This is a genomic window from Micromonospora sp. MH33 (genome assembly GCF_003013775.1).
GTDB classification, from domain to species: Bacteria; Actinomycetota; Actinomycetes; order Mycobacteriales; family Micromonosporaceae; genus Micromonospora; species Micromonospora fulviviridis.
Genome location: NZ_MUYZ01000082.1, coordinates 1 through 22746, shown reverse-complemented (window position 1 = coordinate 22746; position 22746 = coordinate 1). Strand labels below are relative to the sequence as shown.

At 69.6% G+C, this 22746-nt stretch carries 19 protein-coding genes and 1 pseudogene; 15 read left to right on the top strand and 5 right to left on the bottom strand.

Translation table 11 applies throughout. The features are described 5' to 3' along the window. Positions 1-167: 167 nt before the first annotated feature. From B0E53_RS39370 to B0E53_RS15315, 3 genes and pseudogenes are all read left to right on the top strand, one after another. A pseudogene (locus B0E53_RS39370) lies at positions 168-332 on the top strand (IS256 family transposase); the annotation flags it as partial. 1014 nt (positions 333-1346) lie between these two features. After that, complete coding sequence (locus B0E53_RS15320) at positions 1347-2153, top strand: hypothetical protein (RefSeq protein ID WP_246835413.1); 807 nt, start codon at positions 1347-1349, stop codon at positions 2151-2153. A gap of 102 nt (positions 2154-2255) precedes the next feature. Next, positions 2256-3806, top strand: coding sequence for a PQQ-dependent sugar dehydrogenase (locus B0E53_RS15315; RefSeq protein ID WP_107076681.1), 1551 nt, complete (start codon positions 2256-2258; stop codon positions 3804-3806). A gap of 99 nt (positions 3807-3905) precedes the next feature. Here B0E53_RS15315 and B0E53_RS15310 read toward each other — a convergent pair whose 3' ends face one another. Both B0E53_RS15310 and B0E53_RS15305 read right to left on the bottom strand, forming a co-directional pair. Then, the gene (locus tag B0E53_RS15310) at positions 3906-4829 is read right to left on the bottom strand and encodes an SMP-30/gluconolactonase/LRE family protein (protein ID WP_146167674.1); all 924 of its coding nucleotides are present in this window, start codon (positions 4827-4829) and stop codon (positions 3906-3908) included. A gap of 70 nt (positions 4830-4899) precedes the next feature. Further along, positions 4900-5835: a terpene synthase gene (locus B0E53_RS15305; RefSeq protein WP_107076679.1), complete on the bottom strand. Its 936-nt coding sequence runs from the start codon at positions 5833-5835 to the stop codon at positions 4900-4902. Positions 5836-6429: 594 nt separating this feature from the next. Between B0E53_RS15305 and B0E53_RS15300 the strand changes: the two genes are divergently transcribed. The 6 genes from B0E53_RS15300 to B0E53_RS15280 all read left to right on the top strand — a co-directional run bounded on the left by B0E53_RS15300 (position 6430) and on the right by B0E53_RS15280 (position 14627). Next, on the top strand, positions 6430-7332 hold the full coding sequence (locus B0E53_RS15300; RefSeq protein WP_168215324.1) for a cytochrome P450: 903 nt from the start codon (positions 6430-6432) through the stop codon (positions 7330-7332). 37 nt (positions 7333-7369) lie between these two features. Beyond that, positions 7370-7582 carry a ferredoxin gene (locus tag B0E53_RS15295; protein WP_107076677.1) on the top strand — a complete coding sequence of 71 codons (213 nt, stop codon included), beginning with the start codon at positions 7370-7372 and terminating at the stop codon, positions 7580-7582. Positions 7583-7811: 229 nt separating this feature from the next. Further along, on the top strand, positions 7812-9482 hold the full coding sequence (locus B0E53_RS15290; protein WP_107076676.1) for a prenyltransferase/squalene oxidase repeat-containing protein: 1671 nt from the start codon (positions 7812-7814) through the stop codon (positions 9480-9482). Beyond that, positions 9479-10777, top strand: coding sequence for a cytochrome P450 (locus B0E53_RS15285; protein ID WP_107076675.1), 1299 nt, complete (start codon positions 9479-9481; stop codon positions 10775-10777). The genes B0E53_RS15290 and B0E53_RS15285 overlap by 4 nt, the downstream gene beginning before the upstream one ends. Continuing rightward, positions 10774-10902 (top strand): hypothetical protein, encoded by a 129-nt coding sequence (locus B0E53_RS40130; protein WP_281492863.1) that lies wholly within the window; start codon positions 10774-10776, stop codon positions 10900-10902. The genes B0E53_RS15285 and B0E53_RS40130 overlap by 4 nt, the downstream gene beginning before the upstream one ends. Before the next feature lie 536 nt (positions 10903-11438). Further along, entirely contained in the window at positions 11439-14627 is a 3189-nt protein-coding gene (locus B0E53_RS15280) for a M20/M25/M40 family metallo-hydrolase (RefSeq protein WP_107076674.1), read from the top strand. Positions 14628-14849: 222 nt separating this feature from the next. Here the strand turns inward: B0E53_RS15280 and B0E53_RS15275 are convergent, their stop codons facing one another. Then, complete coding sequence (locus B0E53_RS15275) at positions 14850-16352, bottom strand: IMP dehydrogenase (protein ID WP_107076673.1); 1503 nt, start codon at positions 16350-16352, stop codon at positions 14850-14852. A gap of 199 nt (positions 16353-16551) precedes the next feature. Between B0E53_RS15275 and B0E53_RS15270 the strand changes: the two genes are divergently transcribed. The 3 genes from B0E53_RS15270 to B0E53_RS15260 all read left to right on the top strand — a co-directional run bounded on the left by B0E53_RS15270 (position 16552) and on the right by B0E53_RS15260 (position 18207). Then, positions 16552-17037: an MOSC N-terminal beta barrel domain-containing protein gene (locus tag B0E53_RS15270; RefSeq protein ID WP_246835412.1), complete on the top strand. Its 486-nt coding sequence runs from the start codon at positions 16552-16554 to the stop codon at positions 17035-17037. Continuing rightward, entirely contained in the window at positions 17034-17336 is a 303-nt protein-coding gene (locus tag B0E53_RS15265; RefSeq protein WP_246835411.1) for an MOSC domain-containing protein, read from the top strand. The genes B0E53_RS15270 and B0E53_RS15265 overlap by 4 nt, the downstream gene beginning before the upstream one ends. Positions 17337-17415: 79 nt before the next feature. Next, entirely contained in the window at positions 17416-18207 is a 792-nt protein-coding gene (locus tag B0E53_RS15260; protein WP_246835414.1) for an FAD-dependent oxidoreductase, read from the top strand. Between the two features lie 27 nt (positions 18208-18234). On the opposite strand, the gene B0E53_RS15255 is transcribed toward B0E53_RS15260, so the two are convergent. Then, positions 18235-19803, bottom strand: a complete 1569-nt coding sequence (locus B0E53_RS15255) for an amidohydrolase (RefSeq protein ID WP_107076669.1) — start codon at positions 19801-19803, stop codon at positions 18235-18237. A gap of 102 nt (positions 19804-19905) precedes the next feature. Further along, entirely contained in the window at positions 19906-20388 is a 483-nt protein-coding gene (locus tag B0E53_RS15250) for an ATP-binding protein (RefSeq protein WP_246835410.1), read from the bottom strand. A 169-nt stretch (positions 20389-20557) separates the two neighbouring features. Here B0E53_RS15250 and B0E53_RS37575 point away from each other — a divergent pair, with 169 nt between their 5' ends. From B0E53_RS37575 to B0E53_RS15240, 3 genes are all read left to right on the top strand, one after another. Continuing rightward, positions 20558-20734 carry a hypothetical protein gene (locus tag B0E53_RS37575; protein ID WP_168215322.1) on the top strand — a complete coding sequence of 59 codons (177 nt, stop codon included), beginning with the start codon at positions 20558-20560 and terminating at the stop codon, positions 20732-20734. A gap of 25 nt (positions 20735-20759) precedes the next feature. Further along, on the top strand, positions 20760-22529 hold the full coding sequence (locus B0E53_RS15245) for a thiamine pyrophosphate-dependent enzyme (protein ID WP_107076667.1): 1770 nt from the start codon (positions 20760-20762) through the stop codon (positions 22527-22529). Then, on the top strand, positions 22526-22746 hold a 221-nt coding region (locus tag B0E53_RS15240; RefSeq protein WP_146167610.1), incomplete at its 3' end, for an FAD-binding oxidoreductase. The genes B0E53_RS15245 and B0E53_RS15240, both read left to right, overlap by 4 nt.

Genomic DNA, 22746 nt, shown 5'->3' with positions numbered 1-22746 from the left:
CTCGCCGTCCGTTACGAAGCCACCGTCACCATCGCCGCGATCAACCAATGGCTATGACCCTTACCAAACACGGCCTAAGCTTGTTCTTTAAGTGCGCGGGAGTGTGGATCTAACGGTGTTTCTGGCCTGACCCATCGGGCGTTGTGCCTGGTGAGGAGGGTGCCGTGATGACCGCGACACTGAACGACCAGACCGGACGCAGGAAGCGGCCCGAGCCGTCGGCAGAGGCGAAGGCCGCCGCCGAGCTGGTCCGTGCGGCGAAGGAACAGGGCCTGTCGTTGACCGGCCCGGACGGGCTGCTCAAGCCAGTGCTGACGCTGACGCAACTGGCCAGCAACAGCAGCCGGGTGTGGTCAACCGCCACCATCTGCACTGGCGATCATCGGCCGGTTCGCTCTCAGCGCCGTACCGTTCGCCTTGGCCGGCGGACCGCTGCTGGCCACCGCTCCCCTCGCCCCGCTGAAACGCCTGCTCGGGGCGCTTTTGCTCGCCGTCGTGGCATGTCAGCGACTCAACCGTTGCCAGTGAGTGCTTTGTGGCGCTCATGTGGCAGTTCTGCCTTGCGGCACAACGGTCCCGGTCTTACCTGCGCAGTGCGCGGGGCCGGGTTGACGTTTCACAGCCGGCGCTCCACAGGGGACTGATGCCGGTTCGATATCATGCTAATGCGCACAAGCCGCAGAAGCCGGAGCGGTCCGCACGCGGGACCGCCGGACGCGCGGCGGCCGCGACCGGATCCGGCGGATCACGGTCGGGGCCGCGGCGTCCACAGGGCAGCGTGGGCCAGGTGCGGTGGGCGGTCGGGTTGCCGGCGCCCGGCGCGGTGGTGGCCACCGTGGCGTTGGTCGCCTCCTGGGCCGGGTCAGCGAAAACATAGATCGCACCGAACCGCTGGCCGTGCGCAAACGGTCTTTGGATGGGGTGCGTCGGATTCCTTCAACGCTGCAGGTACATCAGTCGTCCCTGACCGTTCGTCACCGCCGTGCGGAGCAGGAACCGCGATGCCATCCAGGACAGGCCATCTGATTTCAATCTGTCGCATCGGCGGACGCCTCACCTTCGCGGTTGCATGACGCAGAACAGACCTGCTGGCCGACCCCCAGCTCGGCGAGCTCCACCTCGGCGGCCGACCGGCCGAGCCCCCGGTCACCACCGAACGGTCCCACCCCGCGCGGCGCCGCGCGGGCACGGGCACGGGCACGGGCACGGGCACGGGCACGTAAGCGATCACGTGCCCGACGGGACACGACGAAAGGCCGTACGCGTTGACCAGACCAGGACGAGCCGCCGCCCTCACCGCCGCTCTACTGACGGTGGGCCTGACGGCCGGTGCCGAAGTGCCACCCGTGCAGGCGGATCCCGACCGCCCCCGGGTGCACCCGGCCCTGCGACCGCACCTGGTCGCCTTCTACGACTTCGACCACCCCGTCGAGGGCGACCCCGCCCTCGAACGCGACCAGGGCCGCTCCGGCACCGAGATCGAGCTGATCAACGGCGGCGCTGCGATGCGCGTACCGGACCACGCGTACCCGGGCAGCGGCGACGCGCTGCAGACCCGGCAGATCAACCCGGCCACGGCCGGCAACGATGACTGGAAGGCCGGCACCTGGTCGGCCAGCGGCGTAGGCACCCTGCGGGCGTTCGCCGGGACCAGCGCGACCACCGTGCTGGGGTGGTTCAAGCGGGAGATGGACGGCCCGGCGCCCAACTCCAGCACCGCCAACCTCGACGACCGCTACCACGCGATCGGGCTGGCCGGGGTGCTGACCGGCGACTCCGACGGGCACGGCGTGCGGGCGCTGCTCGAACTCATCGACGTCCACGGCGAGTTGCGCCTGGTCACGTTCGGCCGGCGCCTCGACGGGGGCAACTCGCAGACGTTCGCCGCCGCCGAGGACTGGCGTACCTTGCTGCCCAAGGGCGAGCGGGTGCACCTCGCCGCCACCTTCGACTTCGCCACGGGCGCCATGGCGCTGTACCGCGACGGTCAGCCGGTGGCGGGCTTCTACACCCGCGACGACGACCCGTGGCGCGTGTCCGGGCCCGGCCCGCACGTCACCACCGCCTCCGACCCGCGCGGCATCAAGATCGGCGGGAGCTTCCCGCAGGACACCCGGGAGGCGAACCCTGCGACTGCCGGATGGACGGCCTGATGTTTCTCGACAGCGTCCTCTCCCCGGACGATGTCGCCAAGCAGTACCACCACATGGTTCGGTGACTATCCTCGGCACCGTCCCATCGAGAAGGAGAACCGCGTGAGCACACCGACGACCCGCCGGCCGGTGCTGGCGGCGGCCGGGCTCACGGCCGCAGCCCTCGTCCTGTCCACCCTGGTCGCCGTGTCCGCCGGGCCCGCCACCGACGCCGTCTACGATCCCGTCCCCGAGATGTCCGCCCAGTCCCGGCTCGGGCTGGTGCTGAGCGAGTACGCCAGTTTCCCGCGGTCGACGCCCACCCCGGCGCCGGTCGACCAGCGGCTCATGCGGACCGCCCGGATCAACACGATCATGGAGCTGCCCGACGGCTCCGGTCGCCGGGCCGTGCCCGACCTCAACGGCAACCTCTACCTGGTCAAGGACGGCGTGCCGCACGTCTACCTCGACGTGGCCGCGACCTTCGCGCCGCGGTTCTTCTCCGGCCGGGGCCTCGGCCAGGGCTTCGGCTACGTCACGTTCCACCCCAAGTTCCGCAGCAACGGCCGGTTCTACACCCTGCACACCGAGCAGGCGTCCGCGACCAGGAAGGTGCCCGACTACGCCCAGTCCGGCACCATCTACCACGGCGTCATCACCGAGTGGACGGCCTCCGACCCCGCCGCCGACACCTTCGCCGGCACCCATCGTGAGGTGCTGCGCATCGGGTTCGGCGGGCCGATCCACGGCGTCCAGGAAATCAACTTCAACCCCACGGCGAAGCCCGACGACGCCGACTACGGGCTGCTGTACCTGGCCGTCGGCGACGGCGGCCTGGGCGTGCGCAACGGCGACCCGCAGAACCTGGGCATGCCGCATGGCAAGCTGCTGCGCATCGACCCCCGCGGCACCGACTCCGCCAACGGGCGGTACGGCATCCCGCCGGCCAACCCGTTCGTCGGCCGGAACGGCGCGCTCGGCGAGATTTACGCCGTCGGCTTCCGCGACCCGCACCGGTTCAGCTGGGACTTGGCCACGGGCCGGATGTTCCTGGGCCACATCGGCGAGCACGCCGTCGAGGCGATCGACGAGGTGCGCGCCGGCGACAACTTCGGCTGGAGCGAGCGCGAGGGGTCGTACGTCTTCGACAAGGCGGCCACCAACCCCTGCGACAAGCTGCTGCCGCTGCCCGCCGACGATGAGCGGTACGGCTACACGTACCCCGTCGCGGCGTACGACCACGACCCGCCGCCCGGCTGGGACTGCACCTCGGACCTCGGCGTCGCGGTGGCCGGCGGCTTCGTCTACCGGGGGCACGACCTGCCCGCGCTGCGCGGCAAGTACGTCTTCGGCGACCTGGTCGACGGCCGCGTCCTCTACACCGAGGCGAACGAGATGCGCCGGGGCGCCGGCCTCGCCCCGATCCACCGGCTCGACCTGTTCGACGCCGCCGGCAACGCGGTGCGGATGCAGGACCTCTCCGGCCCCGGCGCGCCCGGCGACCCGACGCGGGTCGACCTGCGCTTCGGCACCGACGCCGCGGGCGAGCTGTACCTGCTGGCCAAGGCCAACGGGAAGGTCTGGAAGGTCACCGGCACCCGGTCTTTGCCGACGGCGACGTCTGCCACACCAAGCTACGCGCCGACGGCGGGGCGGCGGTCTGGGCCCCGGTGACGCCGGCGGTCAGCCCGCGGACAGCTCCGCCCGGGTCGGCGACTGGGCGCCGTTTTGGCACCGTACACGCCACCACGTTGATCATTTTGTTAGGACCTTTTACGGCACCACCCGTCTCGGGATGCTCACCACCGCGGTTTCCAGCCGCGACTCGCGCACGGTCGCCGTGCGATCGGCGCCGGGTGCGGTGCATAGGGCCAGCGTTCGCCCATCCGGTCCGCCGAGGTCGCAGGCGATCACCATTCGGTCGCTGCGGACTCGGCCCGCGCTCTGGCCGTCGAGCGTGACCCGTTCCGCGCTGTTGGTGAACGGGCTCGCCACCCAGACGCACCCTTCCTCGTCCATCGCCGAGATCCCGTCCGGCAGGAATCCGAGCGATGCCGTTCGCCTGCCGGCCAGCCGTCCGTCCCGCAGGTCGTACACGGACAGCCGCTGGCCGAGCGTTTCCGCGACGACCAGCTGCTCGCCGTCCGGGCTGACCGTGACGCCGTTGGGGAAGCGCAGGTCCGCCGCCACCTCGGCGACGGATCCGTCCGGGTCGACGCGGAACAGCTTCGCCGTGGGCACGTCCGCGGTGGCGAGCGCGCCCATGTCGCCCTTCGTCACCGCCTGTGAGTTCGCGGCCAGGAACGACTCGATGTCGACCCCCATCTCGCTGATGTAGGCCCGGCCGTCGCGATCGACCCACATGTCGTTGAGGTCGTGGGCCGCCAGCGCGGAGAGGTCGGCGTGCACGGTGAGCCCGTCCGGATCCAGCCGGAGGATCGCGCGGTCCGCCATGGAGACCACGAGCAGGCGCCCGTCCGGCAGCCAGCCGAGACCAGACGGACGCCCAGGCACCTCGGTCACCGTCCGGACGTTCCCCGCCACGTCCACGGCGTGTACGGCGAGACCGTCCATGTCTGACACCCAGATTTCACCGTCGTGCCACCGCGGGCCCTCCAGGAAGGTGAAACCTTGCTGGAGAACATCGGTTTCGGCCGATTGAGATCCGGTCATGTTCGTTCTCCGGTCGCGCTGCACAGGAAATGGTGGTCGTTGAAGTCGATGTTAACCGCCCGCACCCGCTTGCGGACGCGCCCTTCCCGGTTTCTCAGCGATCTTCACCGTCCGCCCGGCGAGTTCCCGCCCCGGACCCGACGGGCACGTCCGACCCCCATCCCCGGAAGTCCGCGAGGGCGTAGAAGCTGAGCGCACAGTCCAACTGTCGAACTATCTCCACTGCGGGCGCGAAACCGCCGGCGACGAGCTCCGCGAGGCGCCGCCGGGCGGAATCCGCCGCGGCGTGCATCTCACGAAGTACCCAATCCGGCGTCACGTCGTACATCAGGACGTTGTTCTGGCCGTGTTCGACGCGTTCCCAGGAATAGGTGGCGAGGTCGTTGGCCAAGCGGACGGCGACCACCAGGTCGTCCATGGCCGACACCAGCGTGTCCAGCTCGCCGAGCAACTCCGGAGCGGGCAGGGTGACCCAGCGGCCGAAGTTGGCCACCCAGACCAGGATGCTGTCCGCGTGGCTGAGGTACTCGCGCACGTCGGTGCCGACGGCTTGGCCTCCGGAGCGGGCCCGCCCGGTGACCCAGTCGTAGCGGACGCCCCGCAACGCCAGGTCGACCTTGGCAACCCAGAGGTCTGAGAGTCGAGGGTGGACGGAGAGGTCGTTCACTTCCCGCTGCCACGCGGCCAGTGCCACGAGGAGGGGGTGCACGCCGTCGTAACGCCCGGTGCGGACGATCTCCGCGCAGTGGCCGAGCAGTGCGTCCAGGTCGGCCTGGTCGGTGACTTCCCGCTCGACCTCGTCGTCCAGTGCGTAGGTCCACGCGTACATCCGCGTGGTGAGGCGCAGGTCGTCGGCACTCCGCCACGGGCTGATGGTCGCCGCGGTCATGGCCATCGCCTCCACCGGGGTGTCGGGCAGGGAAAACGCTGCAGTCCACCGGCGGAGGTCCGCTAGCATCCGCAGGGCGAGGAGCGTGATGGGCGTGCACTGCGCGGGGGAGGGGAGATCGTCGAACGGCGCGGTCGTCATGGGCCGACCCTCTCAGTGGTGCGGTGTCACAGTGCGGCCGGCACCCCGTCATCGTCGCGTCCGGACGGAGCAGTAGTTCAGTGCCCTGGCGTGGGAACACAGCACGTCGCCGACTCCGCACCACCAAAGCGACGGGAACCGTCCGTCCTGCGTTCGACGCGTCGGTAGTTCAACCCCACCAGCGGTTCGACCCTCCATTGCAATGGTGGTCTGTTGCGTGTAGAACGTGCAGAATAGGTCAGCCACAGGGAAAAGGACGAGGGGGCTGCAAGACCAGTGGACGTGTTGAGCGAGCTTGCGCGCCCGGAGGCGCTGGTGGACCCCTATCCGATTTTGGCTGAACTGCGCACTCACGACCCCGTTCATCTGACGTCAAACGACGTCTACCTGATCAGCCGTTACGTCGACGGCCGCACGGTCATGGAGAACTCCGCCCTTTTCCGGAACCCGGAACCGGACGAAGTAGCGCAACTCTTCCCCTCGGCACATCGACATCGGTCGCAACAGCTGCTCCTGAACTCGGTCGCACTGCGGAATCCTCCCGCGCACACGCGCCTGCGCCAGCCGGTGGCGCGGGCGTTCACGGCCAGCCGGATGGAGAGCCTGCGGCCCGGTGTCGAGCGCATCTGCGACCAGCTGCTCGCCCCGGTCGCCGAGCAGTATCTCGACGGCGAGGTGGTGGACCTCAACCGGACGCTAGCCGTTCCACTGCCGCTCGCTGTGTTCGGCGAACTCCTCGGGGTGCCCGCCGAGGACCGGGCCTGGCTGCAGAAGCTGGTGCCGTCCGCGCTCGCCGCGATGCGGCCCGACTCCAGTGAAGAGGAGTTGTGCACCGCTGACGAGGCGAACTCGGTCATCGAGAGGTATTTCCTCGACCTCGCCGAGCGCCGGCGCCGCGACCCCGGCGAGGACCTCGTGTCGCTGCTGGTCGCCGTGCACGACGACGAACCGGATGTGTTGTCCGCGGACGACCTGATGAGCATGTTGTGGGGGCTGTGGGCCGGTGGCCTGGCCACCACCACGACGGCAGTCGACTTCGGCGTGCTCGCCATGATCGACCAGCCCGGGGAGACCCGGTGGCTACGCGGAGGTCCGGCCGAGGCGCTGGCGTTCGTCGACGAACTGCTCCGCTACGAGGCACCGGCGATGAGCACCGCGATCAGCCGGTTCGCGCAGCGGGACGTCGAGCTGTCTGGGGTGCCGGTGCCGAAGGGCGCCGACGTCCGAGTGTTGTTCCCAGCATGCAACCGGGACCCCGACGCGTTCCCGTCGCCCGACACGTTCGACCCGTCCCGCAAGCACCTGCACCGCAACCACCTGACCTTCGGCCACGGTCTGCACTACTGCCTCGGTGCCGCGCTCGCCCGCATGGAGCTGGCCGCTGTCCTGCCGAAGGTTTTCTCCCAGCTGCCTGCCATGGTGCTCCACGAGCAGCCGACCTTCCACCAAGCGGTGCCGGTGCGGGTTTTCGCGAGCCTGCTCGTCTCGCGGGGGTGACCTCGCCGATCGGACAACCAACGCTACCGGAGCGGACATGACGCGATACTGGCGGTTGGACGTCGACCAGGACAGGTGCATCGGGTCGGGGCAGTGCACGGCCACTGCGCCCGGCTCCTTCGAACTGGACGACGACCGGTTGGCGCACCCCAGCGAAGCCCTTGTGGAGCCGTCGGAGGACGTCCGGTCGGCCGCTCACCTGTGCCCGGTCGCGGCGATCACCATCGACGAGGTGGCTGCGGAACACTGACGGCCCCGCCGCCGGGATTCCGGGATATAGGCCAAGCACGTGCTGGGCCAGCGGGTCGGCGTCCAGGCCAACGACACCCAGCCTCCTGGGGCTGCTCCAGCATGGCGATGGCCGGCTCGGGCTTGGCAGGCCAAGGCGACCTCACCTGGAATCCAGGCCTCGCGGAGCGTATTCTCGGTGGTCGTCAACTGGTCACGCCAGGGCCAGTTCGTAGCACTCGGGGACGTAGATGCGCTCGATTCCGCCCTGGACCGACTCTGTGAAGCAAGCCGCCGAAGATCTGTTAGCCGAGTTGGCGGCTGATGCCATGGGGCAGGTGTCTCCCTCGGTGTACGAGACAGCCAGGCTGGTGGCGACGGCCACGTGGTTGGACGGACATCCTGAGCGTGTGTGCTTCCTGCTGGACCAGCAGGGGAGCGACGGCAGCTGGGGGGCACCCGATGGCTACGGCCTGGTGCCGACCCTGAGCGCCGTGGAGGCTCTGTTGACCGAGCTCCGCCGTGCTCAGCGCCCGGCCGCTGACGCCGTCCAGTACGGGCTCCTGGTCGGCGCCGTCACCCGAGGGCTGGCCTGGTTGTCCGGATGGCTCGGCGAAGGCAGCAGGAATCCGTTCCCCGACACCATCGCGGCGGAGTTGATCGTTCCCTGGCTGATCGGGGACATCAACCGGCAGCTGGGGCGACTCGTCTCCGAGCCGCTGCCCGGGCTGGAGGCGTGGTCGGCTCATCCGCCGCTTCCCGTGCCGGCGGAGGCCGACGAAGGTGTGCTGGAAGGGATCCGCAGCTCGGTTCGGGCCGGTCATGTCCTGCCGGACAAGCTCTGGCACTCGCTGGAGGTCCTGGGGGTTGACGCGGCGGGCGCGTACAACGTTCGTCCGGTCAACGGCGCTGTGGGCGGTTCCCCGGCCGCCACCGTTGCATGGCAACGCACGCAAGGAGTTCCCGCCAGGACGGTCGACGACGTGCCCAGCTCGACCCGCTATCTGGAAGAGGTCCAGCGCAGGGGGCCCGGACCGGTGCCCGGGATCAGTCCCATCACCTCCTTCGAACGCGCCTGGACCATTTCGACGCTGGCGACAGGCCGGATGGACACGCCGATCCCCCGGGAACTGGTGGACAGCCTGCGGCAGGGACTCAGCGACGCCGGTGCCCCTGCCGCCCCAGGCCTTCCACCCGACTCTGACGACACTGCCGGAGTGCTCTACGCGCTGGCCAAGGCCGGTGACCAGCCTTCGCTGGACTGCCTGTGGGGTTACGAGGCGGACTCCTACTTCCGTTGCTTCATGGGCGAACGGACCCCGTCGACGAGTACCAACGCCCACATCCTCGAGACGCTGGCGGTTCTGAACACGGCGGACCGAACCCGTCGGCAGAACGCCGCGGAGAAGATCGCGGCATGGTTGCGCAAGAACCAGGAGCCAGATGGCAAGTGGTGGGACAAATGGCATGCCTCGCCCTACTACGCGACCGCGTGCTGCGCGCTTGCGCTGGACCGATCGGCCACCCTGGGCGTCAACGCCGTCGACGAGGTGGACGGCGCGGTGCGCTGGGTCCTGGACACCCAACGCGCTGACGGTTCCTGGGGACGCTGGGAGGGTACCGACGAAGAGACCTCATACGCCCTGCATGTCTTGCTGGCCACCCACACCTCCGGCGACAAGACCGCCCTGGCGCGCGCCGCCGCACGCGGCTGCGCCTTCCTGCTACGCCAGAGCGGTCCCGGCATCGACGACCAGGATGCGCATCTGCCGCCCCTGTGGCACGACAAGGACCTCTACGCCCCGGTAGCGGTGATCCGGGCGGCGCGGCTCGCGGCTCTCCACCTCGCCGCCACCGATCCTGATGTGATGGCCGCCCTTCCCGAAGACGTTCCGGCACCGGCCTGGGCGGCGGGAACGTGAACCGGGCCCAACGCCGCCTTTTCCTCGGTGGCTTGTCCTTTCTGGACTCCCTCGCCGCCGAACAGGCCGACGTGGTGGAGTTGTCGCCTCCACCCGAGCAGCGCCTGCTGGTGGGCAACCCCGAAGCGATCGGACAGATCTTCCGCGCCGACCGGCAGATGCACCTCGCCGGTTCCGACACCCTCCGCCCGCTGGTGGGAGACCGGTCCCTGCTGTTCGCCAACGGAACCCGGCACGCCGCCTACCGCCAGTCAATCGGCCCTGAGCTGCGCGGCAACGCGTTGCGGCGCTACCATTCCACCATCGCCGACACCACCCACGCCGCGATCAGAACCCTGGCCTCCGGGTCCGTGATCGAGCTGACCGAGTGGACTCGCAAGATCACCCTCAACGTCATCGGCAGCATCGTTCTCGGCCCCTGCGGTGAGGACCTGCTCCACCGGTTCAGCACCTGGGTGGACGGTGCGCTCGGCTCGGTACCCCGAACACTGCTCTACCGCTATCTTCGCACTCCAGTCGGACTGCCCACGCCATGGCGCACGTTCTTGCGACGACGTGAGGTCATCGACCGCGATGTGCTGCACCGCGCCCGCTCCGCAGACCGAGGCGGGACAGCGTCCGGCACACCGTGCGGAACTCTCGCCGGCTTGCTGACCAGCGGACGAGAGCCACTCGGCCGGCTCGACGACGACGAGTTGCGGGACCAGCTGGTGTCACTGCTGTTCGCAGGCCATGAGACCACCGCTTCCGCGACCGCCTGGACGCTGTTCTGGCTGGAGCGCCACCCGCAGGTCCTGGCCGACGTGCGAGAGGAGTTGGCGGCCACCACCAGCGAGGGCTCCAACGCCAAGGATGTTCCCCTGCTCGACGCCGTGTGTCGCGAGTCGCTGCGGCTCACCCCTCCGGCCACCCTGGCAGGCAACCGGGTGCTCACCGAGGACTGGGAACTGCTCGGCCGGCCGACAGCGGCCGGTACCCGGCTCACACCCAGCATCTATCTGGTCCACAGACGGCCCGATGTCCATCCCGATCCGCTGCGCTTCGACCCGGGCCGATTCCTCGGCACACGAATGCCAGCCCAGGACTACCTGCCATTCGGTGGCGGGCTGCGACGATGCCTCGGCGCCGACTTCGCCATGCTGGAACTGCGGATGATCGTCGCCGCGGTGCTGCGCAGCCTGGATCTGCGCTGCGTCGATCCCCGCCGGGGAGTTCCGCAGCTGCGCGGAGCGGCGATGGGACCCAAGCCGGGCCTGCGGATGGAGGTGCGGCATGTCCGGGCGCTGCCGACTTGAGTGGCTGGATCGGCTTTCCGTCGCTGCTCTACTTCCTCGGATTCGGAATGCTCGAACCACTGCGCACCGCCGTGACGGTCGTGCTGTTTCCCATGCTCCTGCTCGCCACCAAGCACACCCCATAGTGACCACAGTGGATACTCCGCAACCTCGGATGAGCTAGGAGATCGCACGATGCTATGAGTCCATGGCTTCGCTCGCACTCAAGTTGACCGACATCATCTCGGTTGCATTGGGCCGGCTTGATTGAGCTGGTGCGGGCCCGCTTCCCCGGGACGTGGGCCGAGGAGTGAGGCATGGTGGGTGTGGTCGCCCCGGCAGTCTGATCCGCGCCGGCGTGCCGGCTCCGGCCCAGCGACAGTCGGATCCCGTGGCGCTTGGCGGGGCGGGCGTCGTGCTGAGACGAGTCAAGCCCAGTCTGGCCGACGGCAGGGAGGTCGATGGTTGGGGGGAGTGGTGCGACAACTCCTTTACTCGGCCGGTTTATGCTTCAGGCGACCTGGGCGAACGTGCGTGAGCATGCCGCTGGGCCACCGGACTACTGGGGGTCAAGGGGTCGTCGGTTCGAATCCGTCCGTCCCGACAGCGAAAGGGTTTCCGCAGGTCAGCGACTTGCGGGAACCCTCTTCTCATTGCTTGGCATGGATTCCTGATCAGCGAGATGCTGGCCGTCTTCGAGGCGTCACAGGTGCTCGCCAAGGTCGGGGAGCATGACCGGATCACCGCCGAGGTGAGAAACCACCCGAAGGCCGGACACAGCCTCGACGTCCACGTTGCGGCCCTGCGCGGCAAGCTCGACGACGCCGGCCGATTCTCAGATCATCCTCAAGAAATCCCGCCCTGTCGGCCGCTGGCGACACGGCTGGCGTGTGCTGTCGCAATAGTGTCATCCCCCTGTTCTGGAGCTTCTATGAGAAACAGACGGACGACCATCTTCTCCGTCCTGCTCGGCGCGACCCTCGCGGCGACCGTTGCGCCCACGCCCCACGCGTCCGCGGCCAGCCTCGGCGAGGAGCGCTTCCAGCCGAGTGTCACCTACGACCTGTCGGTGACCGACGCCGAGCGCGACGCGATCCACGCTGAAGTCGAGGCGTTGGCTGGACGCGTCAGCAGCGCGCGGGCGGGGGACGGCACCTACGACCCGCTCACTCTGGTCGGGGCGATGCTGGACGGGTCGAGCTACGACTCCATCTCCCGAGGCGGCACGGCCGCAACGGCGTACCCCTTCCCGGTCAGCAACACCGAAGCGAACCAGAACGAGTACGACCGCAAGGTCGCCAAGCTCGCCTGGGTCGTCAAGCTGGCCACCGACCTGGGTTTCCCGGTGGTCGTCCAACGCCAACCCGACAAGTACGTCTACGCAGAGATCGGTGACCCGGACGCCCCGGAAATGGTGATGGCGTTGAGCCACCTCGACTCGCCGACGGCTTCCGTTTCGCCAGCCCAGCTGGCGCGCTGGCGGGACGCCGATGGCAACCTCGGCACTCCTGGTGCGTACCACTCGCCCTATGTCCAGGACGGCTGGGTCTACGGGGCGGGCATCCAGGACGACAGCGGCCCGACGCTGGCGACGCTGCTCGCGGCCAAGGCGCTGCTCGAGGCGGGGTTGCCCCTCGACCGACGCATCCGCATCGTCATGGGAATCTACGAAGACGGCGGTCCCGGCACGCCCTCGACGACGAACACCGCCACCTTCCAGTCCATCCCGTACAACTCGAACCCGAGCTTCTACGACAACTGGGCCTACAAGAACCTCAATCGGGAGGAGATCCCGATCGCGGCCTACACCTCCGACTCGCGGTTTCCGGTCATCGTCGGCAACTCCGGATCGGTGACCCCGTCGGTGTCGATGAGCTTGTCCGCGGACAGCACCAAGGCCTTCCGGCTGACGGCTGCCACAGCCGGCGTCACCCTGCGTGAAGGCGATCCGACGCTCAAGGACATCGCGTACGGCAGCACCACTCAGATCGCCTCGCGGGCAATCTTCACCCTCGACGTGGCGGGGGCCGGCTCCGCCGAGCGCGACCGATTCGTGTCCGCGATCACCGCTGCCGCGACCACGAAGGGTTGGCTCCCGGCTGCTCCCCGCACCACGCCCAAGGTGCAGACCACGATCACCGGCGATTCGCTCACGCTGGAGATCAACACCGATGTGGCGATGGAGATGCCGACCCCGCAGTACGGCAAAAATGCCGTCGTGTGGGGAATGTTCCTCCTCTCCAAGGGACTCGGCGCATTGGGAAGCACGGCCGCCGACATGCAATTGAAGAAGGCCGCCGACGGCATCACCGACCTGTTCTTCCGCGACGGTGTCGAAGGCGAAGCCTATATTGGCAAGTACATGGGCATCCCGGCGAGCCTGTTGCGCCACCCGAGCAACGGCACGCCGAACCTGACCTTTGCCCTCATGGGAGGCATCAATTCAGAGACCCCGACGAGCTTTTACCCGGACGCCTCCGGCAGCCTCAGCATGCCGATGTATGTGCGCAGCATGCACGTCACCGCGGCTGACTCCGGCCAGGCAACGGCGGCGGTCACAGCCGCCTTCCAGGCGAAGGGGTTCACCATCGGCAACCTTGGCTCGCCCGTCGGCGCCGGGTTGTACGTCACGCACGACAACCCCCTAACGGCTCTTCAGTTCGGGAGCTACCAAGCCTCGATCAACCGCAACCCGGAGGAGTTTGCGGATCCATATTCCCTCAGGGACGTGGTCTATCCGCAGGGCACGACCGGTGGCACCCTGGCCAGCAGCTTCCGCAACAAGATGACCGCCTTCGGCGCCGTCATGCCGGGTAACGAGCGCTGGTGGCACACGGCCAACGAGCGGATGAAGGTCGACTCGGCAGTGCAGATGACCAAGATCATGGCCGATGGCATGCTGGAGATGGCCCGGTACTCCGGGCCCGCCGGTGCCAAGTTCATGTGGGCAGGCATCCCGGGGCTGAACGCCGACCGGGCGGACCTCGACCTGCTCGACGTCACGATCGGAACCTACAAGGACGCGTCGGCCGCTGTCGGCACGAGCCAGTTGGGCACGCAGGCCCTGCTCGGCGCCACCTCGTTCAACATCCCGATGTGGAACGGGCGCGGCAACTCGACCCCGACGGCCTCGGCTTTCGCACTGGGGCACGCCCCGGGAGGGGTCTACCTGCCCCTGACCGACACCGAGTACCTGAACAGCACGTACGTGGCGCCGATGCGTCTGGAGTTCAAGGTGGAGCGCCCCGACTACATGTCGGACGCGGCTTGGGCGAAGTTCGTCGCCGGCGGCTACGGCGACTTCCGGTTCAACATTCTCGTCGGCGACGCGGTTGTGCCGCTGGCCGTTCCTGCGGGGCAGAGTGCGGACAAGTACTTCTCCTCGCGCATCTCGGCCAACAACCCCGACGCCATCTACCTGTCGGTCAACCTCGCGATCAGCGATGCACCGTACACGGGGGTGCAGGCCATCCTCGCGGATTCCAAGACGGACCTGTATAAGGTCAATCCGACGTACTTGGCCTCAAACCCGGATCCGTTCCCCGGGCGCGGGGCCATTGAACAACGGGGCTTCTTCCTGTTCGGTGATGGGCAGAAGAACGCGGAGTTTTCTTCACCCGACGCGGTCTACGTGACGGTCGCCAACGCGGTCATCGATGCGAAGCCGTCGGCGGTGGTGAAGAAACTGAAGGGCAACACGAACGAGTTGACCATCACGGTGAAGCAGACCCATATCGACGGCAGCGAATCTCCTGTGACGGCCGCGTTCACCATCGACAACAACGCTGCCGGCACTTACACCGTTGGCGATTACAAGGTATACGTCGAAACCAAGGGCAACACCCAGGTGCGGTCGATCTCCATCATGTGACGCGTGTGAACCGGGAATTCAGCGCGCGCACGAGAGGGCATGCGCGGTGGCAGGATGCCTCGACTCGGGGTAGCGGCCACCAGGGTGCGAGGCACATTGACAACGGAGTGGAGCCATTGCCATCGGTAGGGGTTCCACTCCGTTGGTCAGCCTCGACAGCCTTTGATGTGCCTGCCCTTGGTCGGCAGAAGGTCACGCGGGTGCTGACACCGATCCGGCCAGCTACTGTCCGCTGCCGCCTGAGCCGCTGCGCAACCGGACTTCGGCGCCATTCTGTTCGTAGCTCTGCTGCGACACCTGAACGAGCATCGCGTCGCGGTAAAAGTCCGGCAGCGTGACGGCGCCGCAGCTGACCATGGTGGCGCGCAGTTTCGCGACCGTACGGGCGATGTTGGGGTAGAGGCTGCCGGCATACGGCACGTAGCCGTCGACGCCTTCCTCGAACGGTAGCTCGGTCTCGCCCTGGTCGTAGCGGGCGACGTTCCGGGCCCGTTGGGAGCCTTCGCCCCAGTATTCCTTGAACAACTGCCCGTCGAGATTGACGAGGTTGGAGGGGCTCTCGTCGAACCGGGCGAAGTAGCGCCCGAGCATGATGAAGTCGGCGCCGAGGGCGAGGGCGATCGCCATGTGGTAGTCGGCGAGGAGACCGCCGTCGCAGCAGATCGGCACGTAGCTGCCGGTCTCGTCTGCGTAGCGGTCGCGTTCGGCGACCACGTCGATGAGCGCGGAGGCCTGCCCCCGGCCGATGCCCTTCTGGTCGCGGGTGATGCAGATCGACCCGCCGCCGATACCGACCTTGACGAAGGCGGCACCGGCATCGGCGAGGTACCGGAATCCGCGGCCGTCGACGACGTTCCCCGCGCCGACCGGGACAGCGCCGTTGAACTCACCGACGGCGTACTGCAACGTCTTCTGCTGCCAGACGGAGTAGCCGTCGGAGGAGTCGATGCACAGCACGTCCGCGCCGGCCTCGACGAGGGCCGGGATCCGGTCGCGGTAGTCGCGGGTGTTGATCCCTGCGCCGACCCGGAACCGCTTGTCGCCGTCGATGGACTCGTTGCGGAACTGTTTGTGCAGCTCGTAGTCGCGGCGCAGCACGATCGAGGCGAGGTGACCGTCGGCGGTGACGATCGGCAGCAGGTCGAGGCGGTGGTCCCAGATGAGGGTGTTCGCGTCGGACAGCGAGATCGTCGGTGGGGCGGTGACCAGACCGTTGCCCGGGCGCATCCGGGACTCGACCGTGTCGTTGAGGTCGTGACGTTGGGGATGGAAGTCGGCGGTGGAGATCAGGCCGATGAACAGGCCACTCGACGTGCCGTCGTCGGTGACGACCGCGACGTCGCGTTCGGCGGCCTTGAGCAGGCGGCTGACCTCGCCGAGCGTCGCGGAGGGCTTCGTGTTGATGTCGGAGTGCCGGAAGCCCGCCTTGTGGCGTTTCACCGCGCTGACGGACTCGGCCTGCGCCTCGACGGTCTGGTTCTGGTGGATGAAGCTCAGCCCGCCGGTCTGCGCGAGCGCGATGGCGAGGCGGGGCGAGGAGACCGCCTGCATGATCGCGCTGACGAGCGGTACGGCGATGCGCAGCGGCGAGGTCCCGCCGACCGGGTGCCGCACGACGGGGGCGGACAGGTCGACGTTGTCCGGGGTGCAGTCCTCGGTGGTGAGGTTCGGCACGAGCAGGTACTCGTTGAGGGTGCGGGAAACCTCGGGGAGGATCACGACCACGCGTTGCTCCTAAACACTCCGCCGCGGCGGGCTGGCTGGAATGCAAACGCACGCTACCAGCGCCGCGGCGGCCACCGCTGTCGGGCAAGGGGGGCAACGTCCTGTAATCGTCCCACTTCCGTGCGCGGTCGGGTCGTGTGATCCTGGCGGGATGCGGGTCGCCTCGATTCACACGTACCCGGTGAAGGGGTGCCGCCGGATGGACCGCGACACGGCGCGGGTCGAGCCGTGGGGCCTGGACGGCGACCGGCGCTGGCTGATCGTGGACGAACGCGGGCTCGGCCTGACCCAGCGCCAGCACCGGGAACTGGTGACGGTGCGGGCGGTGTCCCGGCCGGGCGGGCTGACCCTGGACGCGCCGGGGCTGGGCCCGCTCGATCTGGCCGAACCGACCGGCGGCGAGGCGGTCCAGGTCCGGGTGTTCCGGGGGCGGCCGCCCGCACCGGTACGCGCGGCCGGCCCCGAGGCGGACGACTGGCTCAACCGGCTGTTGGGGCGGACCGCCCGGCTGGTCTGGCTCGGCGACCCCGGACGCAACCTCGTTCCCTGGCCGGTTCCGGCCGGCTCCGGCGCCGAGCTGAGCTTCGCTGACGGCAGTCCGCTCCTGCTGGCCACCACCGCGTCGTTGGACGCGTTCAACGACTGGCTGCTGGAGTCGGGCAGCCCCGAGGGCCGCTGCCGATGATGCGGTTCCGCCCCAACGTGGTGGTCAGCGGTGCCGCGCCGTGGGCCGAGGGCGAGTGGGTCGGGCGGCGGATCAGGATCGGCGGGGCCGTGTTCCACGCCGTCGGCGAGTGTGGTCGCTGTCTGGTCGCGACGATCGACCAGGAGACCGGGGAGCGGGGGCGGGAGCCGCTGTGGATGCTCGCCGCACGGCGGAACGTCGGCCAGAAACTCCTCTTCGGTCTCCAGCCGACGGTGCGGGCCGAGCCGGGCGAAGGTCGTACGGTCAGCGTCGGCGACACCGTGGAGGTGCTGGACTGACCGGGGCAGTCCGCTCGGACGTGACCCTCGGGCTTGTCGTGGGAGAGAAGCACGTCGGACACTGGCACGCGTGGGGACGATGACGGCAGGGCCGGACGTGGTGGTGGTCGGTGGTGGGATCGTCGGGATGACGGCGGCCGTCACCCTGCAGCAGCGGGGCGCGCGGGTGACCGTGCTGACCGCCCACGACCCGGCGGACACGGTGTCCATGGTGGCCGCGGCGGTCTGGTACCCGAGCCACACGGACCAGGACCCGCGGGTGCTGCGCTGGGCGCGGCAGACGCACGCGGAACTGGGCCGCCAGGCGGCGGACGGCGTGCCGGGGGTGGTCGACCGGCCGACCCGGATGCTGCTGCGCCATCCGTACGCCGGCCCGCCGTGGTGGGCGGACGCGTGCGGGACCGTGGTGGCCGAGCCGCTGGCGTCCCCGTACACGGCGGTGCTGAGGTTCACCGCGCCGACGGTGGAGATGACGCCGTACCTGGCGTGGCTGCGCCAGCGGCTGGAGGCCGGCGGCGGGCGGGTGCTGCGCCACCGGGTGCGGCGGCTCGCCGAGGCGTTCGACATCGCCCCGACCGTCGTCAACGCCACCGGTCTGGCCGCCGGCCGGCTCGCCGCCGACCCGGCCGTGCACCCGGCACGCGGGCACGTGGTGCTGGTGGCGAACCCGGGCCTGACCGTGTCGGTGCGCGACGAGGACGACCCGGCCGGGATCACGTACGTGCACCCCCGCCGGCACGACGTGGTGCTGGGCGGCACGTACCAGCAAGGGGTGGGGCACACCGGGCCCGACCCGGACACGGCGGCGGCGATCCGGACCCTGTCCTGGGGGTGCGCCGCCGAGGTGGCGGACCTGGCCCTGGGCGGCTGACCGGGCGTGCCCGGCACGGCGGCGTCGTCAGGTTCGTTGCCAGCGGATCTCGCCGCCGACGACCGTCGTCATGACCTTGGTATGCAGCACGGCGTCCGGCGAGTCCCGGTAGGGGTCGGTGTCCACCGCGATGAAGTCGGCGAGTCTGCCGGGCGCGAGGACGCCCTTGCGGTCATCCTCGCTGGCGGCGCGGGCAGCGCCCAGGGTGTGGGCGCTGACGGCCTCGGCCATGCTCAGCCGCTGCTCAGGCTGCCAGCCACCGGCGGGGGTACCGCCGGGACGGGTACGGGTGACCGCGGCGTACAGCGCGGCGAAGGGGTCGGGGCTCTCGACGGGGGCGTCGGAGCCGAACGCCAGCAGGACGCCGGCGTCCAGCATCCCGCGCCAGGCGTAGGAGGCCAGATCGTGGCCGGCCAGCAGGGAGTCGACGAGATCGATGTCGCTGGTGCAGTGCACCGGCTGCATCGAGGCGACGATGCCCAGGCTGGCCATCCTGGCCAGGTCGGCGGGCCGCAGATGCTGCGCGTGCTCGATGCGGTGCCGCAGCCCCGGCGTACGGCCGACCGCCTCGTAGGCGTCGATGACCAGGTGGTTGGCGCGGTCGCCGATGGCATGCGTGGCCACCGCGATGCCGGCCCCCGCGGCCCGGGCGAACAGCCTGACCAGATCCTCGTACGGGGTGACGGCGATGCCCACGTTGCCCTGTTCGCCGGCGAAGGACCTGCTCATGTGGCAGGTGTGCGAGCCGAGCGCTCCATCGCTGAAGATCTTCACGGGCCCGGTACGGAACCAGTCGTCGCCCTGCCCGGTCCGGCGGCCCTCGGCGATGGCCGCCTCCAGGTGAGCCATCGGGATCGCCTTGTGGACGCGCAGCTTGAGCTCGCCGGCGTCGCGCAGGGCCAGGTAGGCGGCCCGGCAGTCCTCGCCGTCGATGTCGTGGACGCTGGTCAGGCCGACCGCGAGCAGTTCCTCCTGCCCGGCCTTCAGCAGCTCGCGCAGATCGGGGGAGACCATGAGGTCGTCCAGCGGGTGCGAGGCCGTCTCTCGGAGGATGCCGGTCGGCTCACCGCTGGCGTCCCTGACGATCTCGCCACCCACCGGGTCGGGAGTGCTCGCGTCGATACCGGCCAGCCGCAGTGCCGCGGAGTTGGCCCACACCGTGTGGCCGTCCACGCTGGGCAGCGCGACCGGTAGCTCGGGGCAGACCGAGTCCAGCGCGTACCTGTCCGGCTGCGCCGGCGGATCCCAGGCGTTGCTGTTCCACCGGCCGCCGAACAGCCAGGCGCCCGGCCGCAGCCGCGCCGCGTGGTCGGCCACCGTCGACAGGGCCTCGTCCAGGGAACGCACGCCGCGCAGGTCCACGGCGCCCAGGCTCTGCGCGTACTGCGCCGTGTGGATGTGGGCGTCGTAGAGCCCGGGAAGCACCGCGGCGCCCTCCAGGTCGATCAGCTCCGCACCCCGGCCCGCCGCCTCGCGTACCTGCGCCTCCCGGCCGACGGCCAGCAGGTGATCGCCGTCCACCGCCATGGCCGTGGCCAACGGGTTGCCGCTGTCTCCTGTGTGGATGGCGGCGTTGCGGTACACGCGGATGCTCATGTGACTCTCGCGATCTTCGAGGGGCGGTGGCTCCTCACAGTAGGAAGGGAGGACAGAAGAAGAAAGCGCGGCGGACCGGAAATGTGGCCGCAGGAGGTCCCGTTACGCCGACCTGACCAGACGAACCCACACCCGTTTGCCTCCGTCGGGGAGGTCCTCGACTCCCCACGCCTGGCTGAGGGCCTCGATGATCCTCAGGCCGCGGCCACCGTCGCCGTCCGGATCGCGGCGACGCGGAACGACCGCCGAGCCGTCCACCGCGCTGACGGTGACCTCATCGTCGCGGGCGTGGACGTGCAGGCTCAGGCAGCCGCCGCCGTGGCGCACCGCGTTGGAGACCAGCTCGTCGGCGACCAGCACCGCATCCGCCACATCCTCAAGGTCATCGAACCCCCACCCGACCAGGGCCGACCTCACGACCTGGCGGGCGGCAGCGAGGGCGTCGGGCCCGACCGGAAGATCCAGGTGCGCGCTCATCTCGTCCACCGGATCGTTCCCGTCTGTTCGATGCCAGTCGTTGCTGACGCATGCGACCGCTACCCTCACCCGGACCAGGCAAAACTTGTCGCACAGCAACCGCTGCACCGCTCGGCGAGCGTGGTCGCCGGTGTCATCGCCCGGCCGCGGGGAGCGGGTCCCGCACCGCCGGACGGCGGACGGCTGGTCAGGCCCCTCGCCGTGGAACAAGAGTGCCGTTTGTGCGCCGATTTGCCGGGAATGGGGCTGGCGGCAGTAGGCGAGAGGTGGTGGGGGCGTGAACATCGGCAGGCTCGGTGACGTGGCGGTGGGGACGGCCGGTGACATCGCCGGGGCTGTGGTCGATCCCAGAGCGGGATTCGGCCGGCTTCGCTCGGCCGTGACGCCCCGGTCGGTGGCGCTGTTGGCGGGCGGTCTGCTCCTCGGCTACCTCCTGTCGCGTCGCCGGCGCTGATCCGGCTGGGAACGAGGAGGACGACGTGCAGGAGATCGTGGGCGAGAGCCTGGCCCGACGACTGGTGGAGTGGGGCGTCGACACCGTGTTCGGGCTGCCCGGCGACGGCATCAACGGCCTGATGGAGGGCTTCCGCCGGCAGCGGGAGAAGCTGAAGTTCGTGCTGGTGCACCACGAGGAGGCGGCGGCCTTCATGGCCACCGGCTACGCCAAGGCCACCGGACGGCTCGGCGTGTGCGCCGCCACCTCCGGCCCCGGCGCCATCCACCTGCTCAACGGCCTGTACGACGCCAAGCTCGACCACGTGCCGGTGCTGGCGATCACCGGCATGCAGGAGACCTCCGTGCTGGGCTCGCACTACCAGCAGGAGGTGCACACCCCGCTGCTCTACCAGGACGTCGCGGACGCCTACAACCTGATGGTCACCAACCCGCAGCAGATGCCCGGGGTGCTGGACATCGCGATCCGACACGCCCTGGCCCGGCGCAGCGTGGCCCACCTGAGCTTCCCCAACGACGTGCAGGTCGCCCCGGCCGGGGAAGACCCGTACCGGCACGTCAGCCCCGGCGAGCCGCCGCGGAGCAGCCCCGTGGTGTCACAGCCGGCCGTGCCGGCCGAACAGCTCGACCTGGCGCGGGCCGCGGAGGTGCTCAACGCCGGGACCAAGGTCGCCATGCTGGTCGGCGTGGGCGCCCGACAGGCCCGGGACGAGGTCCTCGCGGTGGCGGAGGCGCTGGCCAGCCCCATCGTCAAGACCCTGCCCGGCAAGATGGTCGTTCCCGACGACCACCCGCTCACCACCGGCGGCCTCGGCCTGCTCGGCACCAGGCCGAGCGAGGAGCTGATGGAGGAGTGCGACACCCTGCTGATGGTCGGCACCTCCTTCCCGTACGGGAAGTACCTGCCGTCGCCGGGGCAGGCCCGGGTGGTGCAGATCGACATCGACGCCAGCCTGGTCGGTCTGCGGCTGCCGGTGGACGCCGCGGTCACCGCCGACGCCAGGGTCGCCCTCGGGCAGCTCCTGCCCCTGCTGCAGCGCCGCACCGATCGTTCCTTCCTGACCCGCTACCAGCGGGAGCGGGACGCCTGGCGCGCCGACATGACCAGCCTGGAGGACCCGCGGCGTTCCCCGATCGCGCCGCAGTACCTGATCAGCTGCGTTGACGCGGCGGCCACCTCGGACGCCATCCTCACCTGTGACTCCGGGACCATCGCCACCTGGTCGGCGCGGCACTGGACCATTCGCGGCGGGCGTGAGTTCTACCTGTCGGGCAACCTCGCCACGATGGCGCCCGGCCTGCCGTACGCGATCGCGATGCAGCACGCGTACCCGGGGCGGCAGGTGATCGCCTTCGTCGGTGACGGCGGGTTCGCCATGCTGATGGCGGAGTTCCTCACCGCGGTGCGGCACGGGTTGCCGATCAAGGTGATCGTCAACAACAACAACTCGTACGGGCAGATCCTCTGGGAGCAGATCGTCCTCGGCTACCCCGAGTACGCGGTACGCCACCGGCAGCCGGAGGCCGACTTCGCCGCCTGGGCCCGCGCCTGCGGCGGACACGGGGCGAAGGTCACCGACCCGAAGGACCTGCCCGGCGCGGTTCGCGAGGCCCTCGCGCACCCCGGTCCGGCGCTGGTCGACTGCGACGTCAACCCGAACGAGCCGCCGATGCCCGGCAAGATCAGGTACGACCAGGCCAAGCACTTCACCGAGGCGTTCCTGCGCGGCCAGCCGAACAAGATGGCCACCCTGGCCACCGTCGCCCGCGACAAGATCAACGAGCTGCGCTCATGAGTGAGGTCCTGCTCCCCGAACCGGTCCTGCGACCGCCCGAACCGGCCCAGGACATCGACCTGGCGGCGCTCGCCGCCGACCTGCGCGCCGAGGTGGACGGTGAGGTCCGCTTCGACGACGGCTCCCGCGCCGCGTACTCGACCGACGCCTCCAACTACCGGCAGATCCCGCTCGGCGTGGTGGTGCCCCGCACGGTGGAGGCGGCGGTGTCGGCCGT